Raw genomic sequence first — 14793 nt, forward strand, 5'->3', positions numbered from 1 at the left:
CGCATGTCCGCCGCCTCTGCACTTCGGGGTCTTAGTGGAATACCGCGTTGGGGTTATCGAGGCTGTCCGATCCTTCGAATTCGATCTGATCCAGTTCCAGGGCGGTCACAATCCGTTCGATCGTTTTGGTCTGATCAACCAGGCCGTTCACGCCGCCCATGATCAGATCTTCGCCACCTTCATTGCCGCGCTCCAGCATCTGGTCATAGGCAAACCCAGCTTCCGCAGTCGATTTGATCTGACCCAGAGCCCGCATCGTTTTGGCCAGTTTGGCCTTCATCTCGGCATCCAGTGACGGGTCAGTTGCGATCACGAGGTCGGACAGCGACGCACCGCCAACCGGGGTGCCGTCGATACGAGTGTAATGACCCAGATAGACGTTCTCGATCCCAAGTCCGTCGTAGTAGTGGCTGTTGTGGGTGTTATCCGAGAAGCAGTCATGCTCTTCCTCGGGGTCGTTCAGCATCAGGCCAAGGCGCATACGCTCACCCGCCTGCTCGCCGTAGGACAGCGAACCCATGCCGGTCAGAATCGCGCTGACACCCGCGGTTTCGTTCGCGTTCAGTTCGGCGCGCGCTGCTCCGCCTTGTTTCCACTGGTTCGCCATCCATTCCAGATCGCTGACCAGCAACTCGGTTGCTGCGCTCAGGTACTGGGCGCGACGGTCACAGTTTCCGCCGGTGCAGTCATCGCCCTGAACGAAATCGGTGTAGGGACGGTTACCTGCGCCGGCACCGTGGCCGTTCAGGTCCTGACCCCACAGCAGGAATTCGATGGCATGATAGCCGGTGGCGACATTGGCCTCGATTCCATCTGCCTCGTGCAGGGTTTCGCCCAGCAACTCGGGGGTGATGGTGCTGGCGTCAATGGTCTTGCCGGACAGTTCGAATGACGGGTTGGCGATGACGTTCAGCGCGGCAAACTCGTTCTCATCGGTCGGGCCGTCATAAGAGGCGTCCACATAGTCGATCAGGCCCTCGTCCAGTGGCCAGGCGTTCACTTTGCCTTCCCAATCGTCCACGATCGCGTTGCCAAACCGGTAAACCTCGGTCTGCTGGTAGGGGACGCGGGCCGCAACCCACGCGGCGCGTGCTGCATTCTGGGTCGCGTCCGACGGATCGGCGATCAGGGCGTTCACAGCCGCTTGCAGCGATTTGGCCGCGATCAGACTGTCGTCATATTTGGCCTCGGCGATGTCCGCGTAGGTTTCCAGAACTTCAGCCTTCGAGGGTGGGGCGTCGCCTGCAACTGCGGCGGTCGCGAAACCTAAGGCCAATACGCTGGTGGCTGCAAAAAATTTGGTCATTGGGTGACACTTTCCAGTCAGAAAAATTCCAAACCGCCGCGGTTGCGACGCATTTGCGGCAAAACTGAGTGAAATGGTAAGTTAAGTCAACCTGAGTTTTATTGTCGGAATTAAATGCCGCAGTTTTACTGGGTCTATCCCCGAAATTAGCGAGTCAGCACGCACTCGGCTGCGATTGCACGGCATTTGAATCGGACTAGAATAAAATCTGTGATTCCTTGGTGGATGGTGTTTTGTCCATGAAATGCGCAGCGATTGCTTTGATCCTGACCCCGGCGGTTGCACTGACGCAAGTGCAGGGTGCCTCTCATGAGCACGGGGTGGGGCACTTGGATATCGCATTTTCGGATGAGGCTTTTTCTTTGTCACTCGCGGTGCCCGCCGCTGACATTGTCGGTTTTGAGGGGCCTGCCGAGACCGACAACGACCGTGCGTTGGTCGCCGTTGCGATATCTGACCTTTCAAAACCTCTGGGTCTGTTCGTGCCGTCCGAAGAAGCGGCATGTGTAGCCGTCTCGGCCAATGTCACCTTGTCGGGTGAGGGGCTGGGGCAGGACACGGCCAACACCTCTGCCGAGCAACATAGCGAGTTTCTGGCCGACTACGTGATTCAGTGTCAGGATATGGCCGCATTGGCGAGTATCCGGTTTGGCTATTTCGACCGGTTCGAAAATGCTCAAAAACTGATGGTTCAGGTGTCTCGATCAGGTGAGAACCTTGCGTATGATGTCACGCGCAGCCAGCCTGACCTTGGCCTGTAACTTGGGGTTCGTCCGAGCGCCCCAAATCACACCTTGCTGAGCATCCAGTCGCGAACGCGTTTCGCATTATCGACCAACGGTTTGTAGTCGGACCAGACCAGATAGAACCCATAACCGGTCTCCCAACTCCAATCCTCCAACGCTGTCAGCAACCCGCGTTCCGCCATCGGGGTTGTAAGATGACTCCACCCCAACGCATACCCTTCGCCTGCCAGAGTTGCTTGAAGTACCAGAGCATAATCGTTCAGCCTAAGACCGGAAACGGGCGGTTTTTGCGTGACGCCGAATGCATCGAACCAGTGGACCCAGCCGGGGCGTTCACGCGTCGGCTCTTCAAGGTGGATCAATCGATGCCGCAGCAGGTCTTCGACGTTGGCTGGCCGACCGCGCGTCTCAATCTCCACGGGGCTGGCGACGGGACACAGCACCTCGTTGGCAATCAATGCCGCGTTGCACCCTTCCCACGTTCCTTTGCCACGGCGAATGGCCAGACTGATGTTCTCGGCAACGATGTCGGGCTCGCGGTCGCTGGACTGCAGCCTGAGGTCAATATCCGGAAACGTTTGATGAAACTCCTGCAGCTTTGGCATCATCCAGAAGAAGTTGAACGCAGATGAGGCGTTCAAAGTCACATGGTCGTTTTTTGTGAATTGGCGCACGGCGTTGACCGAGTTTAGAATCTGATCGAATGAGCGCGAAACATCCGAGTACAGCTTGGACCCCGCCGAAGTCAGGACGATTTTCCGGTGCTCGCGATGGAACAGCTGTACGCCAAGCGCAGTCTCCAATTGCTTGATCGCCGCACTGACAGCAGGTTGTTTCACATTCATTTCATCCGCTGCACGTGTAATCGATTGCAGCCGCGCGGCCGCCTCAAAATATACCAGATGCTTTGAGGATGAGACTGTTTTCCAGAGCTGATGCATAAACTGTGTTTATCCAAAACATCACCTTTTTCAACCGTCACGAACGCATTTCAGCAGGCTAATGTTCTGGCCAAATGAATCGAGGAGTCCCCCATGGCCAGACGCGCCCGCGCCTCGCGCGACCGCCAAAGCGCCCCCGCCGGAGCCCCGGCATCGCCGTACATCCAGCGGCGCCTGAGCTATTTCAACCCGTTGAACGAAGAGGATCTGGTGCGCCTCGAAGCGCAGGTTGACTGGATCCTGGAAGACGTGGGTATTGCATTTCGCGACGACCCTGAGGCGCTTGACCTCTGGCGGTGCGAGGGCGCGCGGATCGAAGGCGACATTGTTCGCGCCGACGCAACGTGGATTCGGGGTCTGTGCGCGAAGGCCCCGGAAAAGTTCACTCAACTGGCCCGCAACCCAGAGCGATCGGTCGTGATTGGCGATGGTAACCAAGTGTTCGCGCCGGTTTATGGCGCACCTTTTGTGCGCGACCTTGAAGGTGGGCGGCGCTATGGCGACATGGATGCGTTCCAGAAACTGGTCAAACTGACCTATCTGCACCCCAATCTGCATCACGGCGGTTTCGTCACCTGCGAACCTTGTGACGTGCCGGTCAGCAAGCGGCATCTGGACATGATGTTTGCCCACATGACGCTCAGCGACAAACCCCATCTTGGCGCGATCACCGAGATGAGCCGCGCACAAGACAGCGTCGATATGGCCGAGATCGTGTTTGGCGCGGACGTCATGGACCAGAACTGCGTCATCATGGGCAACGTCAACACCAATTCACCCCTGTTGGTGGATCGTGTGGTGACCGAAGCGGCGCGGGTCTATTCCACCCGAGGACAGGGCATGATCGTGGTGCCCTTCATCCTGTCTGGGGCCATGGGTCCGGTCAGCACAGCCGCCAGTGTCGCGCAGGCCATTGCTGAGGCGATGATGGTCTGCGCCTACGTCCAACTACTGCGCCCGGGCGCGCCCTTTGTGTTGGGTAACTTCCTGTCTTCCATGTCTCTGAAATCCGGCGCGCCGACATTCGGTATGCCCGAGCCTGTGATGTCGAACTACGCAATCGGTCAGTTGGCGCGCCGCGCGGGCCTGCCGTTGCGCTGCGGCGGGTCGCTGACCGCCTCGAAAATCGAAGACGCACAAGCCGCATATGAATCCGCTGACTCCATGCATTCGACGATGTTGGCCGGTGCCAACTTTGTCCTGCATTCTGCGGGATGGCTCGAGGGCGGCCTGTGCACCGGGTTCGAAAAACTGATCATGGATGCGGACCGACTGGGCTCTTACCAAAAGGTTCTGAGTCAGGGACTGGATACCAGCGACGACGCTTTTGCGCGCGATGCCTATTCCGAGGTTGACGCAGGCGGTCACTTCCTCGGCTGCGGCCACACGATGCGAAACTACCAGACTGCGTTCTACGAGCCGAAACTCAGCGACAGCGAGAATGTCGAAAGCTGGGAAGAAGGCGGTTCCAAAGACATGCGTCGCCGCGCCTACGAGCGCTGGAACGCGATGCTGAACGAATATCAGCCCCCAGCAATGGATGAAGCCAAGAAAGAAGAACTGGCAGCCTACGTCGCTCGGCGAAAGGAAGAAATCCCGGATGCCTGGTACTGAACCAGCGATCCCTTCATCTGGCCAAAAATACCTTCGGGGGTGAATTGAGCCGCAGGCTCAAGAGGGGGCAGACAGCCCCCTTTCCCTAAACATCACGCACATGACACAGGACGTTCCCATGCCTGAAATTCAAAAAGACGAAAGCACCGGCGGCAAACAGCTTCCCTCTCATGCCAAGGTCGTCGTGATCGGCGGCGGGGTTGTTGGATGCTCTATCCTGTTCCACCTCGCCAAATTCGGTTGGAAAGACGTGGTCTTGCTGGAACGTGATGAGCTGACCTCCGGCTCCTCCTGGCACGCGGCCGGTCAGATCCATACGATCAGTTCGGACCCCAACATCTCGCGCCTGCAAAGCTATACGATTGATCTGTACAAAGAAATCGAAGAGACCTCGGGCCATTCCGTCGGCCTGCACATCACCGGCGGCTTCTATCTGGCCTCGACCAAGGACTGGTACGACTACCTCAAACGCGAACGGTCCAAGGCGCGCTATATGGGGCTGCATCAGGAGTTCATTACCCCGAAAGAGGTGGCCGAGCGTCACCCACTGATCGACCCGAAACACTATCACGCAGCGCTCTGGGACGATCAGGACGGCGACTTGGATCCCTCGGGCGCGACCTATGCCTTTGCCAAATCGGCCAAGGTGCACGGGGCGCAGTATTTCACCCACTGCGGCGTGACCGGAATGAGCCAGCGCCCCGACGGCAGCTGGGATCTGACCACACCGAAGGGGCAGATCAATGCCGAGTATGTGGTGAACTGCGGGGGCCTCTGGGCGCGTGAGGTTGGGCATATGTCTGGCGTCCACCTGCCGGTGCAACCGATGGAGCATCACTACCTGATCACGGAAAAGATCGACGCGGTCGCCAATCACGGCACGCGTCTGCCTGCCGGGATCGATTATGAGGCAAACATCTATTTCCGTCAGGAGCGTCAAGGCATGCTTCTGGGTACCTACGAGCCAAAAGGCACGCCGTGGAAGGTCGACGGCACGCCATGGGACTTTGGGCATGAGTTGCTGCAGCCTGATCTGGACCGCGTCGCCGACCGGCTAGAGATGTCGTTCGAGCGCATTCCGGCGATCGGCGAGGCCGGGATCAAGGATATCATCAACGGACCGTTTACATTTGGTCCAGACGGCAACCCGATGATCGGTCCGGTTCCGGGCATGAAGAATTACTGGGTCGCCGTGGGTGTCATGGCCGGCTTCTGTCAGGGCGGCGGCGTGGGTCTGACCATGGCGGAGTGGATGATCGACGGCGAACCCTCGATTGATGTCTGGGCCATGGATGTGGCGCGCTTTGGTGAGTTTGCGACCCCGGATTGGGGCACAATCAAATCGACAGAGAATTACGAACGCCGCTTCGTTATGACCTTCCCGAACGAAACCTTGCCAAAGGGGCGGATGCAAAAAACGACTGCGCTGTACGACCGGCTGGTGGCAAAGGGCGCTGTGATGGGGCAGGGGTTCGGCCTTGAGAACGCGCTGTGGTTCGCGGACAGCCCGGAAGACGCGCATGAAACACCCACATTCGAGCGCAACCGCAGCCACGACTACGTGGCGCGCGAGGTCAAAGCCGTGCAAGAAGCTGTCGGCGGTATCGAAATCGCCAACTTCGCCAAGCACGAATTCAAGGGCGCAGGGGCGCGTGACTATCTGAGCAAGACGCTGGCGGGCTATGTCCCGAAACCCGGTCGTCTGACACTGACGCCAATGCTGACCGAAAAGGGTCGGTTGTACGGTGACCTCACCGTCGCGTGCCTGGCGGATGATCACTTCATGCTGTTCGGCTCGGGCGCGATGCAGGATGCGCACCGCCGCTGGTTCGAAAAGGACCTGCCCGAGGATGTGAGCTATGCCAACGTCTCGGATGATTGGCACGGCATCGCGCTGTCCGGTCCGAAGTCGCGCGACTTGCTGGCCCGCATCACCCGCGAGGATGTCAGCGCTGATGCCCTGAAGTTCCGCGATCTTCGCCAGACCTTTGTCGGCGGAGTGCCAGTGATACTGAACCGTATCTCGTTCTCTGGCGAGTTGGGCTTTGAGATCTACTGCCGCCCGCAATACCTGCTGCGTCTGGCCGAAGCGATCGAAGAGGCCGGTGCCGATCTGGGCTATCGTTGGTACGGTGCCCGGGCGTTGATGTCGCTGCGCCTTGAGAAAGGCTGGGGCGTCTGGACCACCGATTTCCGCCCTGATTTCAACGCGGTCGAGTCCGGGATGGATGCCTTCATCAATTGGAAGAAGGGCTTTGTCGGCAAGGACGCGACGCTGGCCATCAAGAAGGAAGGTGTCACCCGCAAGCTGGTAACAATGACAATCGAGGTGGACGGCATCGACGTCTCAAACGATGAAGCGATCCTGAAGGATGGTGAGGCCGTGGGTTACGTGTCCTCGGGTGGCTATGCGCATCGCGTCGGCAAGTCGATGGCGATGGGGTACGTGTCCACAGACAGCGCGATACCGGGTACCAAGCTTCAGGTCGAGATTTTGGGCGATCTGTATGATGCCGAAGTCTTGGGCGCGCCGATTTATGACGCCAACGGTGCAAACATGCGGGCGTAAGTTCCGCGAGCAACGGCTGCCAGCAGCCGCGGATCAATCCATTTCTCGCCCACCTGAGACAGGTGGGCGAGTTGCGTTCAGGGTCGTTTAACCGGCCATCAAAGCCTGCCCGTCTTCGTCGAAGAAGTGCAGCTTGTCGGTGGGAAAATGCAGACCAATCTGAGTGCCGGGCGTCAGGTCTGTATCTCCGTTCAGACGGACTGTGACCTTGTCCTCGCCGCCACAATCCACAATCAGGAAAGTGTCTGCACCCAGATACTCGATCACCTCAATGACGCCATCAGTCTGACCTTCACCCGCGGCGCTTATCTGAATGTGCTCGGGGCGGATGCCAAGTTTTGTGGCCGCCCCGGACCGAGAAAACGGGCCGCTGCGACCATGCTCTAGGCGGAAACTGTCGCCTTCGGTCGTGCAGGGCAGAATGTTCATTTTCGGGCTGCCGATGAACTGCGCCACGAACAGGTTGGCAGGGCGTTCGTACAGCTCGCGCGGTGTACCGACCTGAGCGATCTTACCGTATTCCAAAACCACGATCCGGTCGGCCAATGTCATCGCTTCGACCTGGTCGTGCGTCACGTATATCATCGTGCGCTTGAGGCTTTGGTGCAGTTTGGCGATCTCATACCGCATCTCGACCCGCAGGGCGGCGTCGAGATTTGACAGCGGCTCGTCAAACAGGAACGCCGTGGGGTCGCGGACGATGGATCGACCGATGGCCACCCGCTGCCGCTGACCGCCCGACAGGTCCTTTGGGCGTCGTTCCAGGAACGGTCCCAGCTTGAGAACCTCAGCCGCTCGGTTGACCTGTTCGGCGATGTCCGCCTTTGGGACACCGGCCACCTTCAGTGAGAAGCCCATGTTCTCGGCAACCGTCAGATGCGGGTACAGAGCATAGGACTGGAACACCATCGTCAGGCCACGCTTGGAGGGCGGGTGATCGGTGACATCGCTGTCATTGATCAACAGAGACCCGCGCGAGATATCCTCGAGCCCGCCGATCATGCGCAACAGGGTGGATTTACCGCAACCCGACGGGCCAACGAAGACGATGAACTCACCTTCTTCGATCTTGAGGTCCACGCCCTTGATGACCTGGGCTGAGCCGAACCATTTTTCGACTGATTTTAGTTCGATGCTACCCATCAGGCCCTCCCTGCCCAGTGAAGCCAGACCGCCGCCGTCCAGGTGAAGGCCTTTCCGCCTGCCGGGCTGCCGGTTTTGGGATCGAAATACTCGGCGAAGCCAAATCCCGAGATCAGATCGCCTGTTTTTTGGCGCAACTGATCTGCTTGCTCGGTATGGCCCAAGTCCTGCAGTCCGAACCCGATCATCATGTTCATGAAGGCCCAGGTGGGGCCACGCCAATAGCGGCGCGCGTCGAACTTCGGCATTTCCGGATCATAGCTTGGAACGGGGTAGGGCACGGTTGCCAGCGTGGTTTTCAACCGTTCCAGCATCTTGTCCGACTCGATACCCGCATACCAGCACAGGTAGGACGCGTTCGAAACGCTGTCGGCCATCTCGCCGGTGTGCGCGTCGCGCGCGTCAAAGCTGCCCAGCTCTTCATTCCAAAGGGAGTGCGCACCGGTTTCCAGTTTTTCGATGTCTGCGCTGAGGCCTTCAGCGTCCAAGCCAAGCTGTTCGCTGATCACCAACAAGTCCCGCGCAGCGCGCAGCGTGGTGAAGGTCATCGTTGGATCGGCAACACGGAAGGGGTTCAGCGTCAGCAGTTCCTGTTGATCCCAGCCCGCCTTTCGGCCGATCTGTACCAGCTTGATGTAGCGGTCATAATCGAACTTCGTCGGGCGATCCTCGCTGTTTACGTGGCTTGTGTCCCGGCGTTGGTACTCGCCCACGTCAGACGCATCCATGCGCGCCATAGAGTTGTCCCAGTCAGGCGCGTTGTCGCGGCCTGCTTCCCACGGATGGGTGGTGCAGACGGCCCCAAACTCGTCAAGGCGCCATTTCATGATCCAGCGGTGCCAGGCCAGCAGCTTGGGGAACAGCGCTTTCATCCGGGCGTCTCCAAACGCGGTGTCCTGCTCCCAGATCTTGCGCGTCATCGTGGCCGCGATGGGCGGCTGGATAATGCCGGAGGACGGGATCGGACCATTGCAGCCCCAGACATCCGGGCCGGGGAAATACCCCTCGTCCTGCTGGTGGAACAGGATATGAGGCACCATGCCGTCATCCCATTGGCCGGTGAAAAGCGTCTCGATTTCCGTCCAGGCGCGGTCGAGATCGAACTGGGCAAAGCCAAGCGCAGCAATCGCGCTGTCCCAGTTCCACTGGTATGGGTATAGCCCTTCGGTCGGGATGGTGTAGCCGCCGCGATCATTGGCAATCAGAATGTTGCGCGCTTCGCGGTCGGGGTTCGTATGTTGGTTCATCTGTGTCATCCTTTGACAGACCCCGCTGTGAGGCCTTTGGTCATGAAACGTTCAAGTCCCAGGAACAGCGCCATGATCGGAACGGTGGCGATCACCGCACCGGCCATCAGGTGCTGACGGGGAATTTCTGAGGAGTTCAGCATCGTGACCCCTCGGGTCAGGGTGAATTTCGACGGATCGTCCAGCAGCATGAAGGCCAAAAGGAACTCGTTCCAAGCGATCATGAAGACATAGAGCGAGACCGACGCCAGCGCGGGCAGGCTCAGCGGCAGAGTGATCTTCCAGATCACCGCCAGACGGGACAGTCCGTCCATCAGCCCGGCCTCTTCGACCTCGGTTGGCAGACCGCGGAAGTACCCTTGCAGCATGTACAGCGCGACGGGGATCGTGGTGACCGGGTAGATCATCACGATGCCGAGGATCGAATTGCGCAGGCCCGTTACCGAGAATGCAATGTAGATCGGCAGCGCCAGAACGATCATCGGTACCATGTAGATCAGCAGGATCGAGCGTGAGAATGCCTTTTGCCCCTGAAACCGGAACCGAGCAACGGCATAGGCACCGGGGACGCTGAACAGCAGCGTGATGAACACGGTCAGGACCGAGACATAGAAGGACGTCCAAAGGTAGGTGCCGAAATTGAAATCCCGGAACAGCTCGGTATAGCTGCGGAACAGGGCCGTGCCCTGGCTCAGGTCGACCGAGAAATCCAACGGGTTCTGTAACAGCGCCTGTTGGGATTTCAGGCTGGTCATGACCATCACATAGAAGGGGATGACCACGATCGCCGTGAAAAAGATGTAGCCGAACCCGGTGCAGAACCGGATGACCGCGTCCTCATATTCGTGGCGAGTGAGCTCTCCGAACGGCGTTTCTTTCAGGATCGCGGCCATCGACAGATGCATTACGACGGCAATCGCAATGACCGTGACCAGCACGGCCTGCAAAGACGTGTCAGAGCCGATCAGCACGGGTCCAAATCCGGTCAGGCCGGACAGGCCTAACAGGGCCGAGATGCCCAGCCGCGCAGGCGCACGTTGTTCAGGGAAACGGACGTAGACAAGACCCGCCAATGCACCCCAGGTCAGGCTCAGCAAAACCTGCGGACGGAATGCATCGCCGGTTGAGAAAGACATGGTGATGGCCGCAGTGGTCGCGATCACCACCATCCAGAGCGCGCCCAGAACCGGGCCAGTTATATACCCTTTGCGCATCACAGACCCTCCTCTCGGCTGATGAAGCGGAAGAAGACGAAGCTGAAGGCAATCAGACACATCAGGATCACGACGGCGACGGCCGCACCCGCGCCGATGTTCGAGATTGCAAAGGCCTGTTCATAGACATTCACGGTCAGCGTGCGCGTACCCGCATTGCCGCCGGTCAGCAGGAAGATGTCGTCGAACTTGTTGAACGTCCAGATAAAGCGCAGCAGGAACAGCACCGACAGGATGCCCAAAAGCTGCGGGATGCTCAGCAACCAGAACTTCTGGAACGGTGAGGCCCCGTCCATGTCCGCTGCCTCGTACATGCTGGAGTCGATGGACTGCATCCGCGCCAGAATGAACAGGAACGACAGAGGGAAATAGCGCCAGATTTCGAAGACTGTGACCATGATCAGCGCCAAAGGGCGTTCGCCGAAGAAGTTGATCGGCTCGCTGCTCAGACCCATCTGCACAAGCAATGCGTTAGCCGAGCCCGAAAACGGATCGAACAGCGTGACCCATGTAAACGCCACAGCGATGACGGGGGCCACATAAGGAAACAGGTAGAGGCCGCGAATAAACCCCTGGCCCTTGAAGCTCTTGTTTAGAAGAAGCGCGGCGAACAGGCCCATGACCAGCGCGCCGATCGTGCCGAAGACAGTGTAGAACAGCGTAACCCACAGGACGCCCCAGAACTCATCCCCGTCAAACACACGGGCATAGTTTTCAAGGCTGAATTCAAAGTTGGTCAGAACGCTGGACCCGCTGCCGGTGACACGCGGTTCGGACCCTTCCACAGCATCTTCGAACACGTCAGGGTCGCCGTCGATAGTGACAGGAACCCGTATGCGCTCGCGTTGACCGCCTTCCAGCGTGCCAAAGTCACAGAACAGCTCTTGCCCATCCAGCACACAGGGTTCGATGATCTCACCGGCGGTAACGCCGTCCGGCAAGACATCGGTCAGTGTCACGCCCTCAATGGCGATTTCCTGACTGGAATTGCGCAGGCGGTATTCGATCCGCAGATCGTCGCCAGATCCTCGCAAACTTTCGCGTACAACCGGGGCCGGCGGGCGCAGGTCAGATAGGGTAAAGGGTTTGAAGCTGATCCAGATGATCGCCAGAAGGGGCAGGATCACAACCAGCGACACACTGATAATGGTCGGAGCCAGCAGCGCCCAGGCCAGACGCGCCTCGCGTTTGGCTAACGCCCCGGTTCCGGTCGGTGGGGTGGCCGAAGTCATGGGGTACCTCGAAGGGTTGGGTGCAGCGGCGCGACCGCCGCTGCAGATGCCAGTGAGTGGTGGCGTTACTCGACCTTGGCGAGTTCTTCATTCATCGCCGCAACGGCTGCGGCAGCGTCAATCTCATCATCGATGTACTGACGGACGACGCGGTTGATCGCCTGGCTGTTGATCATCTTCGATGCCAGCGCCAGCTGACCTTCGGCCACGCCCCAGCGCTGAGCAACATCCAGGCCGCCGACGATCTCGTCGATCATCGACTGTTCGTACAGCTCACCCAGCGGTGCCTTGCGGTCGACGCCTACAGGTAGTTCGGACCAGGCCTCAGAGAACGCAGTCGGATTGTCCGCATTGCCGCGACGCACTGGGAATTTGCCCTCTGGCGCAATCGCCAGCGTCTGGGTATAGCCGTCATCCATCGCGAATTTCACGAACTCCATCGCCGCATCGGTGTCCGCGTCGTTTGTGATGCCAAAGTAACGAACGTCACCCCATGCTGCGCCATCGGGGTTCGAAGGGCCGGACAGTTTAGTTACGATGCCGGTTTTGCTGGCCAGATCGCGCGAGGTCGGGTCGTCATTGATGGTTGGCGGAGCACTGTCCCGCAGACCGGCCAGTTCATCCAGAATGAAAGGCGACCAGATGATCATCGCGGCCTTGCCATCGAAATACAGCTCGCGCGATTGCTTCCAGAACAACTCACCCGGAGGCGATGCCTTGGAGATCGCTTTGTAGAAATCCAGAACCTCGGTGGTTTTGGCTTCGTCCAGCGGCTGGAACCCATCTGGGCCAACGGGCGAGACGCCATTGGCCAGGAAAACATGTTCCAGAACCTGGCTCATGAAGTTTTCGTCCACCTTGGTGGCCGAGACAAAGCCATACATTTCTGGCGGGTTGTGCAGAGCTTCCAACGCGGCCTGAATATCGGCAAAGCTGTCGGGTGCTTCCAGACCGGCTTCGTCGAACAAGTCTTTGCGATAGACCACCATCTGGGTCCAGCCGTCGACCGGAACAGAGGCCGTTTCACCGTTGAACGCCGCCATACCCAGCGCGCCCGGTGCAAACGTATCGGCACCCAGTTCTTCGATCACCTCAGAGGCCGCTTCGGTGTCCAAGATACCGGCTTCAGCCCAGGGCAGGGCGTATTGCAGCGGGTGGTAAACCACATCCGGCAGGTCACCAGCCGCGAAAGCAGCGGTGGCACGGGTGCCCAGATCAGTTTCTGTAACCGGGATCACCTCAACCGTGGTGCCGGTTTCGGCCTTGAACTGGTCGGCCATCTCTTGCTGCTTCGCCAGACGTTCGGGCTGTTCCTCGGTTGTCCAGAAGCGGATTGTGTCCGCCTGCGCAGACACGGCAGCCAGCACCAGCGCCAGCGATGTGCCCAGCATCAAACGCGATGCTTTAGGTGTGAGTTTCATAGTCGGTTTCCTCCCCGGTTATGATCGTTGGATTAGGTTGATTTTTCGCGCCAGTGCCTCGGGTGTCAGCCGGGGTGGCCCGTCGGATTCGCGTGCGATAAGCACCGCGTCGCTGAGCTCGCGCAGGGTTGCGGGTTCTTCGCCTCGGGTCTGGCGGATCAGAAGTGTCGCCAGGCGCTCTCCTGCGCGTCTCGAATCCACACTGAATGTTGTCAGTCCCGGATTGACATATTGGCATTCGGGAATGCCGTCATACCCCACGATAGACACATCATGCCCGATCTCCAAACCCAGCTCGGTGCAGACAGGATAACACCCCAGCGCCGCCAAATCGGTGGCACAGACAATCGCCGTTGGTGGACTGGGCAACTGCATCAAGGCCCTGGCTTCGGCAGCACCTTCCTCGCGTGTTCGCGCGCCTTCGCGTACTAGGTCCGGATCCATTGCCAGACCTGCGGCCTGCAACCCCTGCAAGTACCCGTCGCGGCGCAGGCGGCTATAGTTGAACTTGGGATCGCTGCCGATATACGCGATGCGGTGGTGCCCAAGATGGGCCAGGCGGGTTACGGCATTCTCGGTTGCTGTTTCACCCGAAATATCAAACCACGAGATATCGCCCTGCGGGTCCGTTTCGCCGTACCCTGTGCGGCCATAAAGAATGAAGGGAACTTTCAAGTCGCGCAGATAATGGACGCGCGCATCATCGACCTCGGTTCGGGGCAGGATGAACCCATCCGCTTTACGTTCCTCGACCAGCCGCCCCAACACGTCCAGCATGTCCTTTTCGGACTTTGCGGTCGAGATTGTCATTGTCCAGTCAGATGCACTGGCCGCCTCGCAGGCACCTGCAAGAAAGTCCTGAAGGAACGGGTTGTTCCGGTCCGGTTCCCAGCTGTTGATTACCATCGCAATCGCGCGAACCCGGCCGGTTCGGATCGCCTGCGCGTGGCTGAGGGGGCGATACCCCATTTTCCGTGCAGTTGCTTCGACCCGCTTTCTGGTGGTGTCCGAGATGTCCGAGTACCCGTTCAAGGCCCGCGATACGGTGCTTTTTGAAAGCCCAAGAATGTCCGCAAGCTGGTCCAGCTTTACGCGCCCCGAAGCCGGGGTTTGCCGAAGCGATGCTTGTCGCTTTTGCGGTCTTGGATTCGTCATCATGTGATATTTGTTTGCTCCGAAACCGGTTTCGGCAACGAAAAAGTTTAGAAATTTGCAGCAGCCGGCTGCTGGCTTGCACAAATTGTCAGCAAGAGTTGGATCTATTCAGCGTGTCCGTCGTCAGGGATTTTGGGACAGATGGCCGCCTGAACTAAGAGAGGGTCTGGCTCAACTGGTTGTTGTGATTATGCAGCGGATTTGC

General features: G+C 58.9%; 11 protein-coding genes. 3 read left to right on the forward strand and 8 right to left on the reverse strand.

Annotation, left to right across the window (positions count from 1 at the left end; all coding sequences use genetic code 11):
- Nucleotides 1-31: 31 nt before the first annotated feature.
- Nucleotides 32-1306: an imelysin family protein gene (locus ACR0MV_RS20760; RefSeq protein WP_480703574.1), complete on the reverse strand. Its 1275-nt coding sequence runs from the start codon at nucleotides 1304-1306 to the stop codon at nucleotides 32-34.
- Between the two features lie 239 nt (nucleotides 1307-1545).
- Between ACR0MV_RS20760 and ACR0MV_RS20765 the strand changes: the two genes are divergently transcribed.
- Nucleotides 1546-2067, forward strand: coding sequence for a ZrgA family zinc uptake protein (locus ACR0MV_RS20765; RefSeq protein ID WP_480703575.1), 522 nt, complete (start codon nucleotides 1546-1548; stop codon nucleotides 2065-2067).
- A 26-nt stretch (nucleotides 2068-2093) separates the two neighbouring features.
- Here the strand turns inward: ACR0MV_RS20765 and ACR0MV_RS20770 are convergent, their stop codons facing one another.
- Nucleotides 2094-2993 carry a LysR substrate-binding domain-containing protein gene (locus ACR0MV_RS20770; RefSeq protein WP_480703577.1) on the reverse strand — a complete coding sequence of 300 codons (900 nt, stop codon included), beginning with the start codon at nucleotides 2991-2993 and terminating at the stop codon, nucleotides 2094-2096.
- A 93-nt stretch (nucleotides 2994-3086) separates the two neighbouring features.
- Here ACR0MV_RS20770 and ACR0MV_RS20775 point away from each other — a divergent pair, with 93 nt between their 5' ends.
- The gene (locus ACR0MV_RS20775; protein ID WP_480703578.1) at nucleotides 3087-4607 is read left to right on the forward strand and encodes a trimethylamine methyltransferase family protein; all 1521 of its coding nucleotides are present in this window, start codon (nucleotides 3087-3089) and stop codon (nucleotides 4605-4607) included.
- Nucleotides 4608-4725: 118 nt separating this feature from the next.
- Nucleotides 4726-7176: a GcvT family protein gene (locus tag ACR0MV_RS20780; protein ID WP_480703579.1), complete on the forward strand. Its 2451-nt coding sequence runs from the start codon at nucleotides 4726-4728 to the stop codon at nucleotides 7174-7176.
- 87 nt (nucleotides 7177-7263) lie between these two features.
- On the opposite strand, the gene ACR0MV_RS20785 is transcribed toward ACR0MV_RS20780, so the two are convergent.
- The 6 genes from ACR0MV_RS20785 to ACR0MV_RS20810 all read right to left on the reverse strand — a co-directional run bounded on the left by ACR0MV_RS20785 (nucleotide 7264) and on the right by ACR0MV_RS20810 (nucleotide 14591).
- The gene (locus ACR0MV_RS20785; RefSeq protein WP_480703581.1) at nucleotides 7264-8319 is read right to left on the reverse strand and encodes an ABC transporter ATP-binding protein; all 1056 of its coding nucleotides are present in this window, start codon (nucleotides 8317-8319) and stop codon (nucleotides 7264-7266) included.
- Nucleotides 8319-9566, reverse strand: coding sequence for an MGH1-like glycoside hydrolase domain-containing protein (locus ACR0MV_RS20790; RefSeq protein ID WP_480703582.1), 1248 nt, complete (start codon nucleotides 9564-9566; stop codon nucleotides 8319-8321). Before ACR0MV_RS20790 ends, ACR0MV_RS20785 begins: the two co-directional genes overlap by 1 nt.
- A gap of 5 nt (nucleotides 9567-9571) precedes the next feature.
- Nucleotides 9572-10780, reverse strand: coding sequence for a carbohydrate ABC transporter permease (locus ACR0MV_RS20795; protein ID WP_170427277.1), 1209 nt, complete (start codon nucleotides 10778-10780; stop codon nucleotides 9572-9574).
- Nucleotides 10780-12012: a carbohydrate ABC transporter permease gene (locus ACR0MV_RS20800; RefSeq protein ID WP_480703583.1), complete on the reverse strand. Its 1233-nt coding sequence runs from the start codon at nucleotides 12010-12012 to the stop codon at nucleotides 10780-10782. Before ACR0MV_RS20800 ends, ACR0MV_RS20795 begins: the two co-directional genes overlap by 1 nt.
- A 65-nt stretch (nucleotides 12013-12077) precedes the next feature.
- Nucleotides 12078-13433: an ABC transporter substrate-binding protein gene (locus tag ACR0MV_RS20805; RefSeq protein WP_170468819.1), complete on the reverse strand. Its 1356-nt coding sequence runs from the start codon at nucleotides 13431-13433 to the stop codon at nucleotides 12078-12080.
- A gap of 18 nt (nucleotides 13434-13451) precedes the next feature.
- Nucleotides 13452-14591: a LacI family DNA-binding transcriptional regulator gene (locus ACR0MV_RS20810; protein WP_480703584.1), complete on the reverse strand. Its 1140-nt coding sequence runs from the start codon at nucleotides 14589-14591 to the stop codon at nucleotides 13452-13454.
- Nucleotides 14592-14793 lie beyond the last annotated feature (202 nt).

The organism is Ruegeria sp. BC3 (genome assembly GCF_056539265.1).

What these genes read in the sequence shown, in the direction of transcription:
- ACR0MV_RS20760 (WP_480703574.1), bottom strand. Translation starts at nt 1,306, where the DNA reads ATGACCAAATTTTTTGCAGCCACCAGCGTATTGGCCTTAGGTTTCGCG.
- ACR0MV_RS20795 (WP_170427277.1), bottom strand. Translation starts at nt 10,780, where the DNA reads ATGCGCAAAGGGTATATAACTGGCCCGGTTCTGGGCGCGCTCTGGATG.
- ACR0MV_RS20790 (WP_480703582.1), bottom strand. Translation starts at nt 9,566, where the DNA reads ATGAACCAACATACGAACCCCGACCGCGAAGCGCGCAACATTCTGATT.
- ACR0MV_RS20765 (WP_480703575.1), top strand. Translation starts at nt 1,546, where the DNA reads ATGAAATGCGCAGCGATTGCTTTGATCCTGACCCCGGCGGTTGCACTG.
- ACR0MV_RS20770 (WP_480703577.1), bottom strand. Translation starts at nt 2,993, where the DNA reads ATGCATCAGCTCTGGAAAACAGTCTCATCCTCAAAGCATCTGGTATAT.
- ACR0MV_RS20775 (WP_480703578.1), top strand. Translation starts at nt 3,087, where the DNA reads ATGGCCAGACGCGCCCGCGCCTCGCGCGACCGCCAAAGCGCCCCCGCC.
- ACR0MV_RS20785 (WP_480703581.1), bottom strand. Translation starts at nt 8,319, where the DNA reads ATGGGTAGCATCGAACTAAAATCAGTCGAAAAATGGTTCGGCTCAGCC.
- ACR0MV_RS20805 (WP_170468819.1), bottom strand. Translation starts at nt 13,433, where the DNA reads ATGAAACTCACACCTAAAGCATCGCGTTTGATGCTGGGCACATCGCTG.
- ACR0MV_RS20800 (WP_480703583.1), bottom strand. Translation starts at nt 12,012, where the DNA reads ATGACTTCGGCCACCCCACCGACCGGAACCGGGGCGTTAGCCAAACGC.
- ACR0MV_RS20810 (WP_480703584.1), bottom strand. Translation starts at nt 14,591, where the DNA reads ATGATGACGAATCCAAGACCGCAAAAGCGACAAGCATCGCTTCGGCAA.
- ACR0MV_RS20780 (WP_480703579.1), top strand. Translation starts at nt 4,726, where the DNA reads ATGCCTGAAATTCAAAAAGACGAAAGCACCGGCGGCAAACAGCTTCCC.